We start from the raw sequence: 20,771 nt of genomic DNA, 5'->3' as shown, positions 1-20,771 counted from the left end.
ATAATGATTACTCAGAAGGTCTTCTTTATAACATGAAGGCCTTCGCGGACGGATAAGGAGCACGGATATATGATTATTCCATTAAATGTGGAAGACGCCGATACAGCGCAGCGTATTCTGGAGCTGCAGCGCACGGCCTATCGGATTGAAGCAGATATGATGGAAACAGACGATATACCTCCCATGCGCGATAACGAGTCAGCTCTCAAAAAGTGCGGGGAGTCTTTTTATGGTTATGAACACGAGGGGGCAGTGATCGGACTTGTCTCTTATCATTTGAAAGAAGGTATGCTCGAGCTTTGCCGGCTTGTGGTTTCCCCTTCCTATTTTCGAAAAGGAATCGGCAGGCAGCTTGTTGAATTTGTACTTCGCGAACCGTCCTGGGATCTTGCCACTGTATGCACGGGGAGCGTGAACGAACCGGCCTTGTCGCTTTATAAGAGTGAAGGTTTTCAGGAGGCCGAAGAGCTGGAGGTGTCTCCGGGAATTATTTTGACCCGCCTGGAACAGACAAAAGCAGAGGCTGAATCAATAAAGAAACCGTCTTGACACCTTGTGTCGGGACGGTTTCTTTATTGATTCTAAAACACATGAAGAGAAAAATCCAGATCTGCCTGCAGGTGCTTTTTCATCAGCTGTTCAGCTTGATCAGGCTGATGCTGCCGGATGGCTTCGTATATTTTTTCGTGCTCTTCGATAAGAAGAGGACGTTGGTGATAAACCACGGTTTTTCGAAACAGATAAATAATAGATTGCATTTGGTCAATAATACCGATCATAACGGGGTTTCGACTGGCCTGCATAATAATATCATGAAACTGTTTGTTTGCTTCCATTACTTCTTCTTTTGAACCTGATTTTCCAATATCTACACATTGGCGGAGAGCGTCTAAATGTTCTTCAGTCATATAGGAAGCGGCGGCACGGGCCGCTTCTCCTTCAAGAAGAATACGAACCTGAAACGAATGGCGCAGATCGCTTTCTGTAGGCTGAATGACTTTCTTTTTCGAAATAAGGCCTTCCTGTTCCAGACGGCGGATGGATTCACGGATAGGGGTACGGCTGACTCCAATATCATCAGCAAGCCGTTCTTCTACAAGCTTGGTGCCGCCTTCTATCTCTCCGCTCAATATTCTATCTCTAATAATTTCGTAAGCTTTTATATAAGCGTGCTGAGTAGATTGTTTAGCCATCATAGTTGTGTTCCTGAAGTATTTAAAATCAATCCTTCAGTCGCGCCTCCTTAACATACTTAATAAATAAGTCTTTCTTTTAGTATAGAGCCTACATGAAAGAATGAAAAGAACAGAAAATGTATACAATTTTAAAAAAATGTATACAAAATATAAGTAAGCGTGTACAATCGCTTTATGAATGAAAACGCTTTTATTATTAGGAGGTAGAAAAAAATGAATATTGGTTTTATCGGACTGGGAATTATGGGAAAACCTATGGCACTAAATTTACTGAAAAAAGGCTATAACGTTACAGTGTTTGATATAAACACGACAGCGGTTCAGGAGCTTGCAGGGCAGGGGGCATCGGCTGCTTTCACACCAAAAGAAACGGCAGCAGAGAAAGATATAGTCATTACGATGCTTCCACAGGCGGTACACGTAGAAAGTGTTCTTTTTGGACCGGAAGGGGCGGCGGAGTCACTGAAAGCAGGCTCTGTAGTAATAGATATGAGTTCTATTTCTCCAGTGGTTTCCAAGAGTTTGTCTATAAGGCTGAGCGAGCAGAGCATACATATGATTGATGCGCCTGTAAGCGGAGGAGAACCGAAAGCTATAGATGGCACATTGGCTATTATGGCCGGAGGGGAAGAAAGTGTTTTTGAACAAGTATATGAGGTGCTTGAAGGAATGGGAGAAGAGATTACGCTTGTTGGAGACAGCGGTTGCGGGACAACAGCAAAGCTGGCCAATCAAATTATTGTAAACGTAAACATAGCAGCGATGTCAGAAGGACTTGTTCTTGCTGCAAAAGCCGGTATCAATATTGAAAAAATGTATCAGGCTATTCGTGGAGGTCTCGCCGGCAGCGCAGTATTAGATGCAAAAATTCCTAAAATTCTGGATAGGGACTTTATAGCAGGGGGGCGTATTGACATTAACATGAAGGATTTAACCAATGTAATGGAAACCGCACATGCTCTGGATACGCCGCTTCCTTTATCAAGCCAGGTGCTGGAAATGTTTCATGCTATGAAAGCAGACGGGAAAGCGGCAGACGACCACGGGGGTCTTGTACAGTATTACGAGAAATTAGCTCATACAGAAGTAAAGCGTAAGGAGGAACTGTAATGAAAGTACTAGACTATCACGATATGCAGAACTCTTTTGAACCTATTAATGAAGAAAAAATAAATACTCTCTGGAAAGCAGAACGAGCATCTTTTTCCCATCAGATCATCGTACTGGATGATGATCCGACAGGAGTCCAGGCCGTGCATGGGGTATCGGTTTATACAGATTGGACAAAAGAAATAATTGAAGAAGGATTTGAAGAAACGGGAAATATTTTCTTCATTTTGACCAATTCCCGAGCTTTAGATTCGAAAGAGACGGAACATCTGCACAAAACAATTGCCGAAAGAATTGAACGCGTCTCTGCGCAGAAGAAAGTTCCCTATCTTATTATCAGCCGTGGAGATTCTACTCTGCGGGGCCATTACCCACTGGAAACGGAAGTGCTGAAAGATACGCTCGAAAAGCAGACGGACAGTAAAGTCGATGGAGAAATTATCCTGCCGTATTTCAAACAGGGTGGAAGGCTGACAATCGATAATGTTCATTACGTAAAACAGGGAGAAAAGCTGATTCCTGCCGGTAAGACAGAATTTGCTGAAGACCGGACATTCGGTTTCACCTCGAGTCATCTTGGTGAATGGGTGCAGGAAAAAACGGAAGGGCGCTATAAAAAAGATAAAGCTATATATATAAGCCTTGCTTCTCTTCGAGGGTTGCAGATAGAGGCTATAACTGATCAGCTGCTGGCGGTGCAGAATTTTAATAAAGTGATCGTCAATGCTGTAGAAGAAGCAGATGTCAGGGTTTTCACGATTGCGCTGATGCGGGCTTTAAGGCAAAACAAAAAATTCCTCTATCGAACAGCTGCCACATTTACAAAAATTATTGGAGATATTTCTGAAAAGGCGCTGCTTGAAAAAAAAGATCTTCTTTCAGCAGAAAGCCAAAAGGGTGGACTGATTGTTATCGGTTCCCATGTAAAGAAAACAACGCAGCAGCTGGAAGCTTTAATGGAATTAGGAGATCTACGCTTTATTCATTTTGACAGCCATTTAATTGTAGAGCCGGAAGTTTTCCAAAAAGAAGTAGAAAGCGTTCAAAAGCAGGTAGATGACGGGTTAAAAGAAGGAATTACTACCGTTGTATACACAAATCGCGAGCGTCTCGACATGGGAGAAGGCAGAAAAGAAGAAGAATTGAAACAATCGGTGCGGATTTCAGATGCTCTGACAAGTATTGTACGGAATGCTGCGTCAAGTCCGGCTTACATTCTGGCTAAAGGTGGCATTACATCAAGTGATGTGGGAACCAAAGGGCTGGGAGTAAGAAAAGCTACAGTGAAAGGTCAGATTGCCCCTGGGATTCCAGTATGGGAGACGAAGGAAGAAAGTCTGTTTCCTTATATCCCCTATATTATTTTCCCTGGAAATGTTGGAGAGATAGATACGATGAAAAAGATTGTGATGATGCTCGAGCAGAGCTGAAGGAGGAAAAAGGATGTTAACTGGTAATTTATTAATTCTTGTATTTATCTTATCACTGGCTGCTTTATTCTTTTTAATTTTAAAGCTCAAGCTTGAGCCTTTTATTGCATTAATAGGGGTGGCTTTTGCCACCGCTCTTGCAGTAGGTATTCCCGCAGCTGACGTGCCGGGAGTGGTAACAACGGGCTTCGGTGAAACGTTGATAGGAGTCGGGATTTTAATAGGCCTGGGCGTTATATTTGGACAGTTTCTGGCAGCCTCTGGTGCTATTGAAAAAATAGCGCAGGCTGTTCTGAAAGTATTCGGCATCCAGAAATCTCCTATGGGGCTCGCTCTTACAGGAACGGCTGTTTCTATACCAGTGTTTTTTGATGCTGCATTTGTTATTTTAAGCGGGTTAATTAAAAGCCTTTCGAAAAAAACAGGTATTTCTATTGTCAGTTTTGTAACCGCTTTAGGAGTTGGATTGATTGTTTCCCATAGTATGATTGCCCCAACTCCCGGCCCACTGGTTGTAGCAGAAAATACTAATTCAGATCTTGGTTTATTTATATTGTACGGTATTATCTGCGCGGTTCCGGCTACAATCGTTGGTGGATACTTGTATGGCATGTTTATTGGAAAGCATGTAAAATCTGCTGTCGATTTAGAAGAAACAATAGCAGAAAAAGTAGCAGCTGAACCAAAGAAAGAAATCAGCACTTCTTTATCCTTTGCCCTTCTTATTCTTCCGATCTTTTTAATTCTGGCTAATACGATATCGCAGTTCTGGATTGGAGAGGGAACACTCTCTACTATTATTGGGTTTATCGGGGACAAAAATGTGGCCTTATTTATAAGTGTGATTGTCGCTGTTGTAGTGCTGCGTCCTTACATTTCAACCTCCAGTCAGACTCTTTATTCAGACGCTATCAGCTCAGCAGGTCTGATCATTCTTGTAACAGGAGCCGGTGGTGCATTTGGCGCTGTTATTAACCAAAGCGGAATTGGTGATCATTTAATTGCTGTCATGCAAGGCTGGAGTATTCCTGTTTTTATACTGGCCTTCATTTTCTCACAGATTTTACGCGCCTCTCTAGGGTCTGCAACAGTAGCTCTTGTTACAACGTCCAGTATTCTCGGTCCGCTTGCCGGAGAGCTTGGAGCTTCTCCTGTTCTGCTGGGACTGGCTATATGTGCAGGTGCTGTTGGTCTATCTCTTCCAAATGACTCCGGATTCTGGGTTGTAAATAAATTTGGTAAGCTGACAATTCCGCAAACGCTGAAAGCATGGACTGTCGGAGGATTTATCGCTGGTCTTACCGCTCTTGGAATGGTGTACCTGCTGCAAGCACTATCTGGTATTCTTCCGGGACTATCTTAACGAACAGAACACGCCCTGATGCAGCGGCGTGTTTTTGTTTTGCCGAATACAGATATTAGGAAAAGGTGTGGATGAATGCTTTTGTGGGAAGATATAATAGAATAGACCTTTAGTATAGAAAGGAAGCGAATAGAATGAAGTACCGGAGATTAGGAAAAACCAATTTAGATGTATCCGTTATTGGCCTTGGAACATGGCAGTTTGGCGGAGAATGGGGCATTGATTATAAACAAAAAGAAGTGGATGCCATTTTTAACAAAGCGGAAGAAACCGGCATTAATTTTATCGACACCGCGGAGTGTTATGGAGACCACTTATCCGAGGAATTCATAGGAGCGGCCATCGAAAAGAACAGGGACCGCTGGGTGCTTGCTACCAAGTTCGGCCACAAATTTCATGATTTATATGAACGCACCCGCCATTACAAAGCAGAAGATGTGCAAAAGCAGCTGGAGGATTCTCTCAGGGCTCTACGTACTGATTATATTGATATCTATCAGTTTCATTCAGGAACAGATGAAGAATTTGATAATGATGCGCTTTGGACAATGCTTGATAAGCAGGTGGAGGCTGGAAAAATAGGCCATATCGGCTTGTCGATCAGTAAAAACGATAATACGTACCAGACAAAACATGCGGCTGATATTGGCGCCAAAAGCATGCAGGTCGTTTATAACCGCCTGGACCGGACGCCGGAAGAAGAAGTGTTCTCTCTCTGTGAAGAGCAGGATCTTGGCATCATGGCACGTGTTCCAATGGCAAGCGGCTATTTAAGCGGGAAATATAAACCGGGTGCTGTATTTGCAGATAATGATGTTCGTCACCGTCACGACAAAGAAGAAACCCGCAAAAAGCTGGAAATGGTAGAAACGTTATACAATACGGAAGTGCCGGAAGGCGTTCCTATGTCCCAGTGGGCGCTGGCATGGTGTCTGAAACACCCGGCCGTTTCTACAGTGATTCCAGGATGCAAAAATCCGGAACAGGTAGAAGCCAACGCGAAAGCTGCAGAATTGGATATCGTTACAAATAACCATCCACAGGCAACACAGAAATAAATGGAAGAGGATCCCTCAAGGAGGGATCCTTTATTCTGCCAAAAAACATTCACGGCGCTTTGCTTTTCTTATAACGAACGCTTCTGTATATTAGAGAAAGTACAATACATAGTCAAAGCGGGGTATTAGATGAGAAATACTGCTTGGGATCACTGGCTTTTTCGATTTTTTCTGGCCTGGTACAGTATTGGAGTTGTCCTTCTTCTGCTTGACCTGGTGCCCTCCTGGCTGGAATGGGCCAATGCCGTTTATTTATGGGGAGCCGGTCTGATTGGTGCTGTTTACCTTGCGAGAACGTATGGAACAGCGCTTGGTACTGTACTGGCACTGATCATTTTCTTTTTTTCGATGACGCTTGAAGGCGTTGGAGTCCAGTACAACTTATTTTTTGGGAGCTATGAGTATAATTCTGATTTTGGAATGATGATTCTCGGCGTGCCGCTCACAATAGGAGCCGCGTGGGTGGCGATTGTAGCGACGTCGCATAATATTGTAAAGTATATTTACTGGCTGCTTCCTGCAGCAAGCAGATGGCGCCGGGCGCCGGGATTTATCTTTCTGGGGGGTCTTCTTGTAGTCGGCATTGATTTCGTTCTCGATCCGGTTAACTATAAGCTGCAGGAGTACTGGCTTTGGAATGAAGGAGGCTGGTATTATGATATTCCTTTTTCTAATTTTCAAGGCTGGTTTATTATCGGTATCCTGATGCATGCACTTTTGTTCTTTGTCCTGCGGAACCACTCCGGCTTTAAGTTGAATCGGTCCGCTTACTGGGAGCCGAGAGCTGCTGCGGTGTATGTACTGATGACGGCAATGTTTACAATTCTTGCTGTGGCCGGAGGTCTGTGGCTGGCAGGAGTGATCGGTCTGGTGCTGGTTATTGTATGTACTGTTATTACAGTGCAGGGAAATAAGCTGGCACGCAGACGACGCTTGAGCCGGGTCCGGTAATAAAAAAACAAGCAAAGCAGACAGATCCTGCTTTGCTTGTTTTTATCAGCGCTGCTTTTTGTCGAGCCAGCGTCTATTCCACCCATCCAATGTTTTCTTGGCAGGGTAGACGGTGACAGCAAGGATGGCTAAAATAACCAGGGCCGCGACAGGCTGGCTTCCAAGCAGAAAAATAAGGACAGCTAGAGCCGCAAGGAAATAAATAAATCCCAACAGCACATATATAATGAAAGAATCCATGTATCTTCACTTCTTTCGTTGGGATTTTATGTTACTGCGCTTTCTGTAAAGCGTTGTGAAAGCAGGAAGCATGGAAAACAAAAACAGAACAAGGGCCCCGCCTGTGAGCAGTAGAAGAACGTCTCGCGTAAAAAACGTGAAGAAGGCATGTTCGTATGGTTCAAGTAATAAATATAGTCCGGTCAAAAACAACAGAAGAATAAGAGAAAGGAGAGGGAAAAGCAGTAAGCGCAGCATAGATATTCCTTCTTTCTCAGTATGAATACCATTATTTTACCATTAATTCTGCCTGAATACGTCATAGAAGCCAGGAAGAAAAGGAGGAAATTATATGAAAAGTAGTAAGTTTAAGCTGTTTCTTGTATTAGTATGGATTCTGCTCGGGGTATGGAACCTGGGTCTTGCAGCGGCGGTTTATTTTATCGTTGGCAATTTTATCTGGACCCTTGCCCATGTACTGGCCGGACTCATGTTTTTAGCTGTAAGCGTATGGGTAAAAAAGAAGAATACGATATAAAAAGAAAGAGGGCCCGGCATGAGCAGATATCCGGTTATTTTATGCTATCACGGCGTAACAGACAAAAGAAGCGAAACGGACGAGCTGGTTTCCCATATTGACGATATAAAAGCGCAGATAAATATGCTTCAGAGCCAGGGATATGTATTTGTTTCTCCTTCGAAGTTTACGGAATGGTATGAGGGACGTACCTCTGGAAACCCTCCTGCCGTTATTCATTTCGATGATGCATTGGAAAGTATGGATACAGCAGCACAGTGGCTGATAACGGAAGCCATTCCTTTTGGCATTGCTGTTATTGCCTCCAGGCAGCGAAAGCGAATTCCGGAAGAGGGGTATTTGTCCTGGAAACAGATCGCTTCTTATGTGGATACCGGGCTGACTGAACTTCTCCATCATACGTATGACGCGCATCATTACGTTTTGAACAAGGAAGATGGAAGCACGGCATCCGCCCCTTTTCTTGAAGCGCCGCCCTGGATAGAGGACGGGATTGTAATGTGGGAGGAAAAGGAAGGATCACCGAAAATGTATGAGCGGAGACTTCTGGAAGATTCTTTGGCTTTTCCTATTTTCGGCACCGATCTGGAAACCGGGCAGCCGATTGAATCGTCCATCACCTTTCAGCCGAAAAAAACAGCTCTTGTTCAGGATCTTACTATTTTTGCCTGCGGACATGCCGGGGTCCCGCACGAAGTAGAAGTGGAAATAAGGATTAACGAGAAGTCCGTCTTTAGTGGAAGCCTGTCTTCAGACTGGACAGAAAACGACTGGATAGTATTTTCCTTCAGCGAAAAAATGAAATTGAAACAGGGGAAAGAAACGACTGTACGCTTTATCACTAAAAATCTGGGAAACGGTACGTTCCGTGCACATGCCCGGCTTAATGCAGAACAGGACAGCACCGCTGTAAGCACGGACGTCTCTGCCGACATTGAAGCAGTTGCCCCATGGCCGGTAAAATTAATAGGACTGCTCGGCAGCGGTGAGGGCTCTCCAATGAGCAGCAAAGCCTATAAGAAACTGATTAGAGAAGATATGCAGCTTTGGAATTCTGCCGTTCAGGCCTACCTTGGCGCAGAGTGGACTGAACATAAAGGGAAAATAGAAAAACATACACCGAACCAGCAGGAAACAGCCGGCACAAGTGAAGCCGGAGAAAAAATACACACTTCTTTTTATTATGAAGCGGCGGCTGATTTCACAGCCGAACTCATCAAGTTCCACTGGGGCAGAGCGGAAGGATCCTGGTATCCATTCCGAATGACCGTTTCGATTCAAGAAGCCGAAGGGAAAGACCCTGTTGAAGCCGCATCGTATGTGCCTGGATGGGGAGAGGAGACGGAGGAGGCTGTATTAAAACCGTATGCTTTTCAAAAGGGAAAACGATATGTTGTAACATTGGAAACCAAAGGAATTCCTTCTGCAAATCCGGGATATTTAACAGTCAAAAATGAAGAAGTTCCCTTTGCCTTTATGGAGTCAGTGCCGCAGCAGAGAAAGCATCAGGCTGATCAATTTTGTTTTCCGTTTGGAGCCTATTATCCTCAAACCGACGAAGGGGATACAATGGTGCACCCTGTTATCCGGGAAGTGTTGAAAAAAGAAAGCATACAGGCAGGATGGAGTGTTTATCCGGAAAGAATCCGGCCTAGAGGAAAACCGGCAGAGCCGGGGCTTCGGCATGACCGTTATGCCCTTCCGAGGTTTATGGTGTATGGGGATGCTGACAATGCTTCTCTGCTTCGACAGCTTGAAGTGTATACAGGGCTTCTCTTTAATAAAAAACCAGACCTGAAGGAAACGCCTCCAAGACAGATATCGATTGAATACGATGCAGCCGGCACAGCCTCGCTCTATACTCATTCTTTTTCGTATGCAGCGTTTGATACGTATTATTTCGAACACGGGGGACACATTGAGCCGGGAGATATTAACGAAAAGGATAAGCAGACGGCTAAAGAACGCGGAGCAGATATACTGCTTGTTTTTTCCAACTTCAGCTTTGAACTGGATGAACCGGATGGAGCCATTGCCCACAGCGTTCTTCAGGACAAATCTTCTTATATCAGCCAAATTGCAGAAATATGCGAGCAGGGCGGCTGGGATGGAGTCACCATTAATCTGGAGTGGGTCTATCCCGGTGATAGACAGCCGATGAATGAATTTATAAAAGAATTAGCTTCCGTTCTTCACCAGAAAGGCAGGCTGCTTCATCAAACAGTTCCAGCTGCAACCGGCACTTCCTATGATCTAGAGGAATGGACCGGATGGGCCGATTATAGATTTCTGGCGGAGCATACAGACGCCCTGAAAATTATGTCCTATACCGAGGGAGTCGACGATGAGCCTCCCCAGCCTCATGCCCCGGATCATTTTCATCAACAGGTGTATGACTGCGTGGACCGCTCCATCAAAAAAAAAGACCGGAATAAAATTCTGGTTGGCGTCAACGCTTTTGGACGCATATGGACAAAACAGGAAGATGGTTCTTTTCAAGGCAGGTATGTGACTACCCATGAAGCCGTGGCAGAAGCTGTTCTTCATAAAGCCTTTATCGAAGAGTATAAAAACGGGGAGTGTTTTTGGGAAACAGAAGAAGCTGCCTGTTATTTTTCTTCCCCACTTACGATAGAAAGAGCTGAAAAGATGGCCGCCGCAAGAGGATATGGCGGCATCGGAATATGGAAAGCAGACGATGGAGACGTACTCGATTATTTCTATGAAGAGAAAGCCGTTGGCAGAAAGAAGAAGCCCTTTTATAAAAAGTGGCTTCCATGGTAAAAACGAAACAAGAGAAGGCAGCTGAGCTGCCTTCTCTTGTTTTTTGTGGTTATGAAGCTTCCGGATCGTTTCGTTCCAGATAAGGATCAATGTTTTCTTCAAAGAATGGTGTACTCAACAGAATACGGTTGGTCCAATGAGGGTCTTCATCGGGCATAATGACCCGTGGAGCAAGAATGTGTGTGCCCTCGATTCCCTGGGCGCGGGAAATGTCTGCAAGGTCTTCAGAGCCTTCACCAAAAGGATAAGCGAATTCGGTTACGTCAATATCAAGTTGGGATTCCAGTACTTCCACACTTTTAGCCAGATCTTCTTCAAATAAATCTTCATTCTCTTTTTCCAGGAAGATTGCTTTATCCTGATTTTCCTCTGCGAGCTTGTGAAGGTCATGCGTATGTGAGCCGATCGTAGCGAGTCCGCTGTCGCGGAGAGTTCTCAAATCGCCCCAGTCTGCAAGCGGCTGGCTTTCGAAATCATTTTCGCCGACCTGTCCGGAGATAACAAATACAGTGAAGGGGATATCCCGTTCTTCGAGAATAGGAAGAGCTTCATCTACAATTGTTTTATCTGCATCATCAAAAGAAATCCAGACGCAGTTAGGAGGGAATTCCCCCTGCTCCTGATACTCACGAAGTTCATCGGGAGTAACGAAGGTGGCATTTTCTTCGATCATTTTATCGAGCTGATCTTCGAAATCATCGGAGTAGACAGTATACGTAGTCAGTTCATCAGAGTTGGTCATCGCTTGAACGCCTTTATTCCAGACGCTGCCATCTTTTACGCGGTGGTAGTTCAGGCCAAGGCAGCCCTCATCATTCAAAGGCTCCTCAAGCTTATGAATTTTTTCGCTTTCAGCCTGGTAATGAGGGATAAGGAACGCAGCCATTCCTCCTATAACCGCAATGACCAGAAGTATGCTCATTCCTTTTTTCAATTTCATGACCGCTTCCTTTCTTTTGAGATTTCTCTTACGGAACTTTTTGTATCTTTTGAGATTTCTCTTACTGGACTTTTCGTGAAAGTAACATAGCGGGAACTTTTTAGTTTATTGATATCTTTTTTAGACATAAGGCCGAGCTCTTCCATATCAGCCTTGGTGGAATCAGGCGGATAATTTCTTCTTCTTAGTGAGCCGAAACGATGGTAATTGTATTTTCTCCACAGTAGAAGCAGCACGAGCATAGCAACAAAGGCTATCAGCGTACTCAACATAAACATTCGTATTTCCCCGTTGTTTATTTTAAAAGTGATCTTTAACAAACTGGAGTAGGGGTCGTTAATAAACAGTGCTGCGCTTAGAAAAAACCATGCGACCACTGCGCTGTAGGCCCAAAGTACAAGCGTAAGAATAACCGATACAAAAGTGGTCAGATAGGATTGGCGGGACTTGATTATGAATCGGTTTTGCGCTGGCCACGATCTGGGCTGTTCCATGTAGCATATCCTCCTTTAAGACGGGACTTGATTGTTTTAGGCATAGCGGCTACAACAACAAAAGCGTTGATAAACCAGTAGAAAATCGGGTACCAGGCAGCCCAGAAATAGTAACGTTTAATCTGGTCATACTGCGAGTCGATACGAATCGAAACAAACAGCTGGATCAGGCATAAAAGGACAAGAGCGAACGATGTAAACGTCAGCCAGATCAACAGATCCTGCGGGGAATCCGAGAACATAATCAAATAGAAAGTGACGGATACCCATGCAAAAGACCAGAGCGTGCTGATGCACTGCTCGATATAAATGGGCCACAGCCTGCGGTGCTTCCAGCTGAACATCAGGTACCAGTACCGGAACATTACTTCCTGTCCGCCCTGAGCCCAGCGGACGCGCTGATTCCAGATGCCTTTAACGGTTTCCGGAACAAGCATCCAGCATAAAGCACGCGGCTCGAAACGGATGTCCCAGAAATTGGCCTGGAGCTTCCAGGAAACAGCAATATCTTCTGTAATCATGTCGCGGTCCCAGAGATTCACGTCAATCAGCGCTTTTTTGCGAAAAGCAACAACGACGCCGGAAACGGTCATAATTTTTCCGATAACGCGCTGGGTTCTTTTGATAGAGCCAATGATAGAAGCGTATTCTACGAGCTGCATCCGGCTGAGAAGCGTGTCGCGATTACGGATTCTCGGGTTCCCCGTAACGGCGCCGACTCTTTCTCCTCTGTGGAAGAAGTGCCGGATCAGGTGGTGAATAGCATAAGGATCAAGAATGGCATCACTGTCTACGCAGACAAGATATTCTGCATTAGAAGCATGAGCGGCCATGTGAAGGGCATTTGCCTTTCCTTTATTTTCCAGGCAGTCAATAACTCTTAAATTTGGATAATGATCAACAAGTTCATGAAGAGCATCGCTTGTATGGTCACTGCTTCCATCGTTAACCGCGATAATATCAAAAGACGGATAAGGAAGTTCATGAAGGAGGCGTATTGTTTCCCTTATGGTTTCTTCTTCGTTGTAACAGGGTACCAATATATTAACGTGAGGCCAGTTGATCTCATTTAAGTCAAGCGGTTCTCTGCGCTCTCTGTACCATGCAAACACGAGTGCTCCTGCTATCCAGAATAAAGACAATAAAAAAGGAGCAAGAAAAACAAACGGGGACGACCATTGTATAAATTCATTAGATGTTTCAAACCAAGCGGGCATTCTCAATCTCCTGTTCTTTAAAAAATTATTTTTAATACGCTATAACGAACGTATCGACAGTATAGACCCGTTCTTTATAAAACACAACAGCCTATTAATAATTTTTTGGGAAAGTATTGACATTTCCCTTACACTTCAAGGTTTTAATCAGTATGTTTCAATTTTGTTAATTTTTTATAACGAACGTTTAATGGGCAATTATTCCGGAAAATCAAAGAAGAAGCATGTTTAAATAAGAAATGGTATAGTTATTTCTGGATTCGAAATAGTATTTAAAGGAGCGATAGGATGCAGCACGTAACGTTGAACAATAAATTAAAAATGCCTCAGCTTGGATTTGGAGTATGGCAGGTTGAGGACGACGAAGCCGCCTCAGCAGTAGAAAAAGCGATTCAGACAGGCTACCGCTCTATTGACACTGCTATGATTTATAAAAACGAGAATGGCGTAGGCCGTGGAATTAAAAACAGCGGCATTAATCGCGAAGATTTGTTTATAACAACAAAAGTATGGAATGCTGATCAAGGGTACGATAATACTATCCGTGCTTTTGACGAAAGTCTGGAAAGACTGGGCATGGATTATGTCGATCTTTATCTGATCCACTGGCCGACTCCGGAATTTGATGATTATGTGGATACGTATAAAGCAATGGAAAAGCTGTATAACGATGGGAAGGTAAAAGCAATTGGCGTCTGTAATTTCGATGTCGACCACCTGCAGCGTATTTTGGATGAATGTGATGTTAAGCCGGTGCTCAACCAAATTGAATGCCATCCATACCTTGCTCAGAAAGAAGTAAAAGAGTTTTGTGCAAAGCATGATATTTTTGTGGAGGCATGGAGCCCATTAATGCAGGGCGGAGATGTTTTAAAGGATGAGGCTGTTCAGAGTATTGCTAAAGAACACAGCAAAACTCCGGCACAGGTCGTTCTGCGCTGGCACCTTCAAAATAATACCATCGTTATTCCTAAATCGGTTACTCCGTCCCGTATTGAAGAAAACTTCGATGTATTTGATTTTGAATTGTCTTCAGAAGAGATGCAGAAAATAAACGAATTGGACCGGGGCGAAAGAAAAGGACCTCAGCCAAGTGAAATGAATACACGCTAAGAACAGAAGAAAAAGCGCCTGCACGGCGCTTTTTTTATGAGGAAAATAATGAATAAAGACAGTTGACAAACGACTGTAATGTAACTAAGATGGTTACAATGGTGGTGAAGCAATGATTAATACCCGATTTTCAGTAGCAGTCCATATTTTAGCGTTGTCTGCTTCGGTGCCGAGGGAAAAGCTCACATCTGAATATATTGCTGGAAGCGTGAATACGAATCCTGTCGTTATTCGAAGGATTGGAAGTATGCTGAAAAAAGCAGGACTTCTTGAGTCCCAGGCAGGTATCCGCGGCTTCGCTCTGGCTGCACAGCCGGAAGCTATCACGCTTTTGGATATTTATCAGGCAGTGCAAAAAGAAGAGGAAGCATTGTTTGGGGTACATCCGAGTCCCAATCCGCGCTGTCCGGTGGGACAGAATATTCAAGGGGCTCTTGATACGGCTTTCGGAAGCGCCCGGCATGCAATGGAGCAGGAACTCGCCGGCATCTCACTGAAGAATATTATGAACGATCTCTTTTCTTAAGAAAGAGATTTTTTCAAACCATCAATGTAACAATAGCAGTTACAAATAGGAGGATGACAGATGAATATTGGAATTATAGGAGCAACAGGTAAAGCAGGGAAATTAATCACACAAGAGGCGTTGAACAGAGGACATAAAGTAACGGCAATTGTCCGGAACTCATCTAAAGTTGATACGCCGGAAGTATCAGTAGTGGAGAAAGATATTTTTGATATAACAGCAGAAGATCTGGCTCCCTATGAAGTAGTAGTCAATGCGTTTGGTTCCTTTGAAGGAGAGCCTTATGTTCAGGCGGGACATGTACTTATACCGGCGCTGCAGAAAATAGATACCAAAATGATTGTGGTAGGCGGAGCGGCAAGCTTGTTTGTGGACGAAGATAAAACGACCCGGTTGATTGATACACCGGAATTTCCGGATGCCTATAAACCGATGGCGGGCGGTATGGCCAAACTGTTAACTCAGCTTGAGCAGGCAGAAGGCATTACCTGGACTTTCTTGAGTCCGGCAGCAATGTTTGACCCGGACGGTCCGAAAACAGGCTCCTATGAAACCGGAAAAGATCACCTTATGATGAATAAAAAAGGGGACAGCTATATCAGCTATCCCGACTATGCCATCGCTGTGCTTGATGAAATTGAAAACCCACAGCATGTCAACGAGCGCTTTACCATCGTAGGGGAAGCAGAATAATTCCCCGCCCCCCTCTGGGGGTTAATACATATGCTTGATGGTTTTATAGTAATTGCCCCAGTGCGGCTTTCTTCCATCAATGTCTTTAAATCCATACTCTTCAGATAGACCCCAGCTCGAAAGAGAGCGGCCGGTTTTTGAAAAAGCTTTTGGATCTGCGGCGAGCGAAGCTACCGCACGCCCGATAAAAAACGGTGTCTCTGACTGGGCAAAATGCGAATCCTTAGCGGCTGCATCCTGCCAATTGCTCTCACTCACGCCAAAGTGATCCAGCATTTCTTCAGAACGCAGAAAGCCGGGAGTGAGAGAAACGGCGGAGATATTATAAGGACTAAGCTCTTCGGACATGGAAGTAACGAGATTAATAACGGAAGATTTGGCAAGCGTATAATAAAGATTACCGCGGTAGCTGTAATCGGTGCCGTCCGTAATCTCTACGATCAGGCCGCTGCGATTTTTGACCATCATCCGGGCTGCATGGAAGCTGGTAATCATATGACTGTGAACCGCCCGTTCCTGCATCATCAGGCCATTGGACAGGCTGTGCTTCCAAAAAGGCGTGTTCCATTCCGTCCACTTTTCGCCGCCCCAGATGTCGTTGACGACTAAATCGAGCCGGCCCTGCTGTTCGCGGTCAATTCGTGCAAATAAAGATTCTACTTCAGAAATAACCGTATGGTCCGTTTGTACAGGGATTCCCCGGCCGCCGTAAGCCGTGACCATTTCTGCTGTGTCCTCAATGGTTTCCGGCCTGTTTAAGTCGGATGGAGCGCCGCGGGTGCTTCTTCCGGTGCAGTAGACTGTGGCCCCGGCTTCTCCAAGCATCACTGCAATACCCCGGCCGGCTCCCCTTGTAGCTCCGGCTACAAGGGCAATTTTTCCTTCTAAAGCTTTCATGTTCTGCCGCCTCCTTTTTTAATTAAAGATAGTGTGACAAACAGAGAAAAAGCGCAGGAAAACGTTTGTATATATTAACTATCCCGCTTTATAAATAAAAAAACAAGGCAGATTTTTTAATCTGAACCTTGTTTTTTATTTATTATTTGGACTTCGCCATCTGCTTCATTAATTTTTCCATTGGAGGCAGCTTGGATGTTAAATATACTTCTACTCCAATCTGTTTAGCAACGGGCATCAGAATGTCGCAGATTTCCGGATCAGCGGCTAAAATCTGGGAAGGGCGTCCTTTTAAATGGTTGAAAATAATATTTACTAATTTGTTCTGCAGGTACGCAGCTCTTTTTAAGAAAGGAAATTCCTTGTGGTCGATCATTTTTTCATTGGCTGCGTTAAACCAGATGGAGCTCTCTACGAGAAGGGGACGTTCTTCTTCTTCGCTTTGAAGAGCATTTGGAAGCGTGAATACGCCAAGCGCAAGCTTTGTTTTAATCTGCGGCTGCTGCTGCAGACGGGTCATCGTCCACTGGTCTACTTTTAAGCCGCCGGTATAGCGGAGCGGCTCATCTGATGATGTAAAGGGAAGCTCTGTGTCAATCCATGCTCCGTTCGTATACAGACGGGCACGGCGCTGTTTTTTAGGTGTTTCTTCCAGGAAGCTGCTGTCGTTTCGAACATGCTCGTCTACTACAGCGGCCTGCTCGAGAACTTTCGTCATGAATATCGTCTCCGAAGACGTTAAAAACCACGGGTAATACCCGGGCAGCATGCTGCGGATAACAGGCCATTCCTGTCCTTCTCCGAAGGCAGCTCCGGATTCGTCGATAATACGGGCATCTTCTGTCTCAAGGTCCTCACGGCTGTCAAACGTTAATATGATGCACTTTTGGTGCAGGGCCTGGTAATTATTTCCGTGAAGAAGGCTGTACAGCGCGTCTTTTCCTTCTTCTCCATGGTAGACGGCAATGCCGTGTACGCTTGTATTGCCTTTCAAAATACTGCAATACGCTGTTTGATCTGTCTGTTCGTCCCGGACAATGAATATTTCCTGGTCTTCGATCCGTTCCCACGGTGCCTGGTGATAAAATGTTTTTGCTTTTTCAAACAGGTTTTTCCATTCAGAGGCACTGGCCTGTTCAGAAGCTGGAATGCCGGGTACGGAAATGCTGTTATCATGGGAACTGCTGTCTTCGCTGCTTTCTCCTTGCTGCAGGGAAGCGAATGCTTCATTCAAACGGTGCTTTTCCTGGGTCTCATTAAAATCTTCGCCGTGCTGGGCCAAAGGTTTCGTTACCTTTATGCAGAGCGGGTATGTTTTTTTCGGATCTGCTTCTGCGACCTTTTCAAGCTGGACGATATAGCCTGCTTCACTGTCCGCCCCTGAGTCATAAATGGCCTGGTCTTTTTCTTCTTTTAAAACAGAATCCAGGGAAGCGTTGGAATCAAGTGAAGTATTATTTATAGAAAAAGTATAAGACGCTTTCTCTTCGAGCAGAAAGCTGGTGGCTATTACAGAATGAACATCGGCAAGGGATGTTTGGCTGTCGAGCTGAACACGCCTCCAGACAGGAGGTTTGCTCTGCTTTATTTGCAGTTTTAGTTGATAAATCATAAAAAGAACCTCCATTTTGTTAATATCTATACTTTCTTGTCTTTCCCACGGTAAAATAAAAGACACACAGCATTAAAAATACCACAACCACCGGAGGTTCACAATGACTGAAAAGATAGATACGAAAAAAAAGCTCCAGACAAGAGAAACTCTTATAGAAGATATGCGGTCGATTGGAATAGAAAAAGGAATGACGCTTATCGTCCACTCCTCTCTTTCTTCGATTGGATGGGTGAGCGGGGGCGCAGTGAATGTCATACTGGCTCTGATGGATGCCGTAACGGAAGAAGGCACCCTTGTAATGCCGACCCAGACTCCGATGCTCTCTGATCCATATGAGTGGAACGATCCTCCGGTACCTGAAGAGTGGCATGCCCGCCTGAAAGCGGATATGCCGGGATATCATCCAGCCTATTCCCCTTCATCCGGCATGGGGGTGATTCCGGAAACATTCCGTACGTTTCAAAGTGTTAGAAGAAGCAGCCATCCCGCCGTTTCTTTCGCTGCCTGGGGGAAAAATAAAGATTTTTTCATGGAGGACCACCCGTATGATTTTGCCCTTGGAGAAAGCAGTCCTCTCGGTAAATTATATAAGTCAGGGGCGTACGTGCTTCTATTGGGAGTTGAGTTTGACAGCAACACAAGTTTTCATCTGGCCGAGTACCGGATTACCTATCAGGATAAGATAAAAACGAGCCACCCGATCATTGAAAATGGAGAAACGATCTGGAAGGCCAGGGAAGATCTCGAATTCAGGGAGGAGCTGTTTGAAGAACTGGGGGCAGCTTTTGAAAAAGAGGAGGACATTGGCTTCGGAAAAATCGGTTCTGCCCACATTCGTCTTTTTAAAATGGAAGACTCCGTAGACTTTGCGGTCCGCTGGTTTAAGCAGAAGGATAAAAAAGCAAATAAAAAACAACAGAAAAGAAGGCAGTGATATGAATAAAAAGCTGTTTTCACGAAAGCGGCTGCTTATTGCCGCCGCCGTTATATTTGCCGCCGCCCTGGCATTATTTATATACCTGCGGCCCTATCCGCCAGATGCGGCAGCCCGGAACAGCATGACGGAAAGCGGCGCCGTGGAAGAAGATAACTGGTTTGTGTTTCAGGCCGGGCAGGAGCAGGGACCCTCCGTTATTTTTTACCCGGGAGGTCTTGTGGAAGAGCAGGCTTATGCTCCGTTGGCACAGGGACTGGCGGAAAAAGGGTTTACGACCTATATCGTGAAAATGCCTGTAAATCTGGCCGTGCTTGCACCAGACAGGGCAGAAAAAATTCTGGAGGAAAACCCGGATAAAGAATTTGTGATCGGTGGTCACTCCCTTGGAGGGTCCATGGCGTCAAGGTATGCAGCCGAAAATGCACAAACGGTACAGGGAGTCTTTTTTCTTGCGTCCTATCCGGACGAAGGCGGCCGGCTTGATCAAACCGGTCTTACTGTATTGAGCATTACAGCAGACCGGGACAGCGTACTGAATCAGGATAGCTATAATGAAGCGGAAGCCTATCTGCCGGATGAAACAGAATCTGCAGACCTTACCGGCGGGAATCACGCCGGATTTGGAAGCTACGGCCCGCAGGAAGGTGATGGGGAGGCTGTTATTTCCTCAGCTGAACAGACGAACCGGACAGTGGATATTATGGAGGAATGGCTGACCGGTCAAGTGGAGTGAAGCAGGTGCTCCTGCGACATGGAAATAAACTCCCTTACGGCAAATGCCAGGTACTTGTCGCGTTTCCAGATCATGCCGAGTTCGAGGTGGAGGCTGGAGTCATGAAGAGGAATCGCGGTAATCTGCTTTTGGTGGATATCCCGGCAGATCCTGCTTGGAAGAAGCGCTACACCGAGTGTGGCTTCCACCATGTCTACCATGAAATCCTTTTGTGAGCTCTCACAGACAATATTGGGAGAAAAGCTGTGCTGTTCACACTCTTCTATAATTCGATCGTACAAAGAGAAGTCGTTCCGGTACAGGATAAAACGTTCTTCTGCCAGTTCATCTACAGCAACAGACGACCGGCCGTCAAATTTATGGCCGGCAGGAACAATCAGCATCAATGGATCTTTAAGAAGTTTTTCCATTTCAAAATTCTGCTGTTCAACCGGGAGGTTGCAGATGAGGCCGATATCAAGTGTTCCCTCATCTACTCCCTGCTTGATGGATTTTGTGCCGACTTCGGTCAAAAGCAGTTCAATAGATGGATGGGCTTCTTTGTAGCGGCTGACGAGCTGTGAAAAGAAAGCAGCTCCGATAATAGGTGGAATCCCGATGCGGATTTCGCCTTTTTTTAATTCAATAATGTCGCTTAATTCTTCATTCATATTATCAAACGATTCCAGCACTTTCTTGGCATTTACGAGTACTGCCTTTCCGGCATCGGTTAGTTCGAGCTTTTTGGAATAACGGTAAAATAACGGCACGCCGATTTCTTCTTCAATATGCTTAATGGCTTTGCTTAAAGAAGGCTGGGAGATATGGAGGGCAGCGGATGCTTTTGTGAAATTGAGCTGTCTGGCTACCTCCGAGAAATATTTCAAATGTTGGATATCCATGGTGTTCTCTCCTTTTAGAAATCGCTTTCTTTCTATTATAACGTGTATTCATTTCTTTTCTATAGCCAAAAGGCAT

General features: G+C 45.0%; 21 protein-coding genes. 13 read left to right on the top strand and 8 right to left on the bottom strand.

The window, feature by feature from the left end; translation table 11 throughout:
- The first annotated feature begins 69 nt into the window (after positions 1-69).
- Entirely contained in the window at positions 70-549 is a 480-nt protein-coding gene (locus tag ATL39_RS08840; RefSeq protein WP_120192981.1) for a GNAT family N-acetyltransferase, read from the top strand.
- A gap of 32 nt (positions 550-581) precedes the next feature.
- Here ATL39_RS08840 and ATL39_RS08835 read toward each other — a convergent pair whose 3' ends face one another.
- Positions 582-1,193: a GntR family transcriptional regulator gene (locus ATL39_RS08835; RefSeq protein WP_120193163.1), complete on the bottom strand. Its 612-nt coding sequence runs from the start codon at positions 1,191-1,193 to the stop codon at positions 582-584.
- Positions 1,194-1,409: 216 nt separating this feature from the next.
- Between ATL39_RS08835 and garR the strand changes: the two genes are divergently transcribed.
- From garR to ATL39_RS08810, 5 genes are all read left to right on the top strand, one after another.
- Positions 1,410-2,306 carry a 2-hydroxy-3-oxopropionate reductase gene (gene garR, locus ATL39_RS08830; RefSeq protein ID WP_120192980.1) on the top strand — a complete coding sequence of 299 codons (897 nt, stop codon included), beginning with the start codon at positions 1,410-1,412 and terminating at the stop codon, positions 2,304-2,306.
- Positions 2,306-3,736, top strand: a complete 1,431-nt coding sequence (locus tag ATL39_RS08825) for a four-carbon acid sugar kinase family protein (RefSeq protein ID WP_120192979.1) — start codon at positions 2,306-2,308, stop codon at positions 3,734-3,736. The genes garR and ATL39_RS08825 overlap by 1 nt, the downstream gene beginning before the upstream one ends.
- A gap of 13 nt (positions 3,737-3,749) precedes the next feature.
- Positions 3,750-5,099 (top strand): GntP family permease, encoded by a 1,350-nt coding sequence (locus ATL39_RS08820; RefSeq protein WP_120192978.1) that lies wholly within the window; start codon positions 3,750-3,752, stop codon positions 5,097-5,099.
- A 134-nt stretch (positions 5,100-5,233) separates the two neighbouring features.
- Positions 5,234-6,157 (top strand): aldo/keto reductase, encoded by a 924-nt coding sequence (locus ATL39_RS08815; RefSeq protein ID WP_120192977.1) that lies wholly within the window; start codon positions 5,234-5,236, stop codon positions 6,155-6,157.
- A 129-nt stretch (positions 6,158-6,286) separates the two neighbouring features.
- Positions 6,287-7,108: a carotenoid biosynthesis protein gene (locus ATL39_RS08810; RefSeq protein ID WP_120192976.1), complete on the top strand. Its 822-nt coding sequence runs from the start codon at positions 6,287-6,289 to the stop codon at positions 7,106-7,108.
- A 45-nt stretch (positions 7,109-7,153) separates the two neighbouring features.
- Here the strand turns inward: ATL39_RS08810 and ATL39_RS08805 are convergent, their stop codons facing one another.
- The gene (locus ATL39_RS08805; RefSeq protein ID WP_120192975.1) at positions 7,154-7,348 is read right to left on the bottom strand and encodes a hypothetical protein; all 195 of its coding nucleotides are present in this window, start codon (positions 7,346-7,348) and stop codon (positions 7,154-7,156) included.
- Positions 7,349-7,679: 331 nt separating this feature from the next.
- Between ATL39_RS08805 and ATL39_RS08795 the strand changes: the two genes are divergently transcribed.
- Together ATL39_RS08795 and ATL39_RS08790 are read left to right on the top strand one after the other, a co-directional pair.
- Positions 7,680-7,865: a hypothetical protein gene (locus ATL39_RS08795; RefSeq protein ID WP_120192973.1), complete on the top strand. Its 186-nt coding sequence runs from the start codon at positions 7,680-7,682 to the stop codon at positions 7,863-7,865.
- Positions 7,866-7,883: 18 nt separating this feature from the next.
- Positions 7,884-10,649, top strand: a complete 2,766-nt coding sequence (locus tag ATL39_RS08790) for a glycosyl hydrolase family 18 protein (protein WP_120192972.1) — start codon at positions 7,884-7,886, stop codon at positions 10,647-10,649.
- Between the two features lie 49 nt (positions 10,650-10,698).
- Here ATL39_RS08790 and ATL39_RS08785 read toward each other — a convergent pair whose 3' ends face one another.
- From ATL39_RS08785 to pgaC, 3 genes are read right to left on the bottom strand one after another with little or no spacing between them, the layout of a single operon-like run.
- Positions 10,699-11,589, bottom strand: a complete 891-nt coding sequence (locus tag ATL39_RS08785) for a polysaccharide deacetylase family protein (protein ID WP_120192971.1) — start codon at positions 11,587-11,589, stop codon at positions 10,699-10,701.
- Positions 11,586-12,083, bottom strand: coding sequence for a poly-beta-1,6-N-acetyl-D-glucosamine biosynthesis protein PgaD (gene pgaD, locus ATL39_RS08780; protein WP_120192970.1), 498 nt, complete (start codon positions 12,081-12,083; stop codon positions 11,586-11,588). The genes ATL39_RS08785 and pgaD overlap by 4 nt, the downstream gene beginning before the upstream one ends.
- A complete protein-coding gene (pgaC, locus tag ATL39_RS08775; protein WP_120192969.1) occupies positions 12,041-13,300 on the bottom strand; it encodes a poly-beta-1,6-N-acetyl-D-glucosamine synthase in 1,260 nt (419 codons plus the stop codon). The genes pgaD and pgaC overlap by 43 nt, the downstream gene beginning before the upstream one ends.
- A gap of 288 nt (positions 13,301-13,588) precedes the next feature.
- Here pgaC and ATL39_RS08770 point away from each other — a divergent pair, with 288 nt between their 5' ends.
- From ATL39_RS08770 to ATL39_RS08760, 3 genes are all read left to right on the top strand, one after another.
- Positions 13,589-14,413, top strand: coding sequence for an aldo/keto reductase (locus ATL39_RS08770; RefSeq protein WP_120192968.1), 825 nt, complete (start codon positions 13,589-13,591; stop codon positions 14,411-14,413).
- A gap of 112 nt (positions 14,414-14,525) precedes the next feature.
- Complete coding sequence (locus ATL39_RS08765) at positions 14,526-14,939, top strand: Rrf2 family transcriptional regulator (protein ID WP_120192967.1); 414 nt, start codon at positions 14,526-14,528, stop codon at positions 14,937-14,939.
- 60 nt (positions 14,940-14,999) lie between these two features.
- Complete coding sequence (locus tag ATL39_RS08760; RefSeq protein WP_120192966.1) at positions 15,000-15,632, top strand: NAD(P)-dependent oxidoreductase; 633 nt, start codon at positions 15,000-15,002, stop codon at positions 15,630-15,632.
- Positions 15,633-15,653: 21 nt separating this feature from the next.
- On the opposite strand, the gene ATL39_RS08755 is transcribed toward ATL39_RS08760, so the two are convergent.
- Both ATL39_RS08755 and ATL39_RS08750 read right to left on the bottom strand, forming a co-directional pair.
- The gene (locus ATL39_RS08755; RefSeq protein ID WP_120192965.1) at positions 15,654-16,529 is read right to left on the bottom strand and encodes an SDR family oxidoreductase; all 876 of its coding nucleotides are present in this window, start codon (positions 16,527-16,529) and stop codon (positions 15,654-15,656) included.
- Between the two features lie 142 nt (positions 16,530-16,671).
- Positions 16,672-18,141, bottom strand: coding sequence for a DUF7309 domain-containing protein (locus ATL39_RS08750; RefSeq protein WP_170146881.1), 1,470 nt, complete (start codon positions 18,139-18,141; stop codon positions 16,672-16,674).
- 103 nt (positions 18,142-18,244) lie between these two features.
- Between ATL39_RS08750 and ATL39_RS08745 the strand changes: the two genes are divergently transcribed.
- Both ATL39_RS08745 and ATL39_RS08740 read left to right on the top strand, forming a co-directional pair.
- Complete coding sequence (locus ATL39_RS08745; protein ID WP_120192963.1) at positions 18,245-19,078, top strand: AAC(3) family N-acetyltransferase; 834 nt, start codon at positions 18,245-18,247, stop codon at positions 19,076-19,078.
- A 1-nt stretch (position 19,079) separates the two neighbouring features.
- Entirely contained in the window at positions 19,080-19,814 is a 735-nt protein-coding gene (locus ATL39_RS08740) for an alpha/beta fold hydrolase (RefSeq protein WP_120192962.1), read from the top strand.
- Here the strand turns inward: ATL39_RS08740 and ATL39_RS08735 are convergent.
- Positions 19,802-20,695, bottom strand: coding sequence for a LysR family transcriptional regulator (locus ATL39_RS08735; RefSeq protein WP_120192961.1), 894 nt, complete (start codon positions 20,693-20,695; stop codon positions 19,802-19,804). The genes ATL39_RS08740 and ATL39_RS08735 overlap by 13 nt on opposite strands.
- Positions 20,696-20,771: the final 76 nt, after the last annotated feature.

The organism is Sinobaca qinghaiensis (assembly GCF_003610495.1).
GTDB lineage: Bacteria > Bacillota > Bacilli > Bacillales > Marinococcaceae > Sinobaca > Sinobaca qinghaiensis.
The sequence above is the reverse complement of the archived record's forward strand: the minus strand, read 5'-3'. Positions and strand labels throughout refer to the sequence as shown.

Coding starts and splice junctions, on each gene's coding strand:
- ATL39_RS08765 (WP_120192967.1), top strand. CDS start 14,526: ATGATTAATACCCGATTTTCAGTAGCAGTCCATATTTTAGCGTTGTCT.
- ATL39_RS08740 (WP_120192962.1), top strand. CDS start 19,080: ATGAATAAAAAGCTGTTTTCACGAAAGCGGCTGCTTATTGCCGCCGCC.
- ATL39_RS08790 (WP_120192972.1), top strand. CDS start 7,884: ATGAGCAGATATCCGGTTATTTTATGCTATCACGGCGTAACAGACAAA.
- ATL39_RS08815 (WP_120192977.1), top strand. CDS start 5,234: ATGAAGTACCGGAGATTAGGAAAAACCAATTTAGATGTATCCGTTATT.
- ATL39_RS08825 (WP_120192979.1), top strand. CDS start 2,306: ATGAAAGTACTAGACTATCACGATATGCAGAACTCTTTTGAACCTATT.
- ATL39_RS08735 (WP_120192961.1), bottom strand. CDS start 20,695: ATGGATATCCAACATTTGAAATATTTCTCGGAGGTAGCCAGACAGCTC.
- ATL39_RS08820 (WP_120192978.1), top strand. CDS start 3,750: ATGTTAACTGGTAATTTATTAATTCTTGTATTTATCTTATCACTGGCT.
- ATL39_RS08795 (WP_120192973.1), top strand. CDS start 7,680: ATGAAAAGTAGTAAGTTTAAGCTGTTTCTTGTATTAGTATGGATTCTG.
- ATL39_RS08810 (WP_120192976.1), top strand. CDS start 6,287: ATGAGAAATACTGCTTGGGATCACTGGCTTTTTCGATTTTTTCTGGCC.
- ATL39_RS08840 (WP_120192981.1), top strand. CDS start 70: ATGATTATTCCATTAAATGTGGAAGACGCCGATACAGCGCAGCGTATT.
- pgaD (WP_120192970.1), bottom strand. CDS start 12,083: ATGGAACAGCCCAGATCGTGGCCAGCGCAAAACCGATTCATAATCAAG.
- ATL39_RS08745 (WP_120192963.1), top strand. CDS start 18,245: ATGACTGAAAAGATAGATACGAAAAAAAAGCTCCAGACAAGAGAAACT.
- pgaC (WP_120192969.1), bottom strand. CDS start 13,300: ATGCCCGCTTGGTTTGAAACATCTAATGAATTTATACAATGGTCGTCC.
- ATL39_RS08750 (WP_170146881.1), bottom strand. CDS start 18,141: ATGATTTATCAACTAAAACTGCAAATAAAGCAGAGCAAACCTCCTGTC.
- ATL39_RS08755 (WP_120192965.1), bottom strand. CDS start 16,529: ATGAAAGCTTTAGAAGGAAAAATTGCCCTTGTAGCCGGAGCTACAAGG.
- garR (WP_120192980.1), top strand. CDS start 1,410: ATGAATATTGGTTTTATCGGACTGGGAATTATGGGAAAACCTATGGCA.
- ATL39_RS08785 (WP_120192971.1), bottom strand. CDS start 11,589: ATGAAATTGAAAAAAGGAATGAGCATACTTCTGGTCATTGCGGTTATA.
- ATL39_RS08835 (WP_120193163.1), bottom strand. CDS start 1,193: ATGGCTAAACAATCTACTCAGCACGCTTATATAAAAGCTTACGAAATT.
- ATL39_RS08770 (WP_120192968.1), top strand. CDS start 13,589: ATGCAGCACGTAACGTTGAACAATAAATTAAAAATGCCTCAGCTTGGA.
- ATL39_RS08760 (WP_120192966.1), top strand. CDS start 15,000: ATGAATATTGGAATTATAGGAGCAACAGGTAAAGCAGGGAAATTAATC.
- ATL39_RS08805 (WP_120192975.1), bottom strand. CDS start 7,348: ATGGATTCTTTCATTATATATGTGCTGTTGGGATTTATTTATTTCCTT.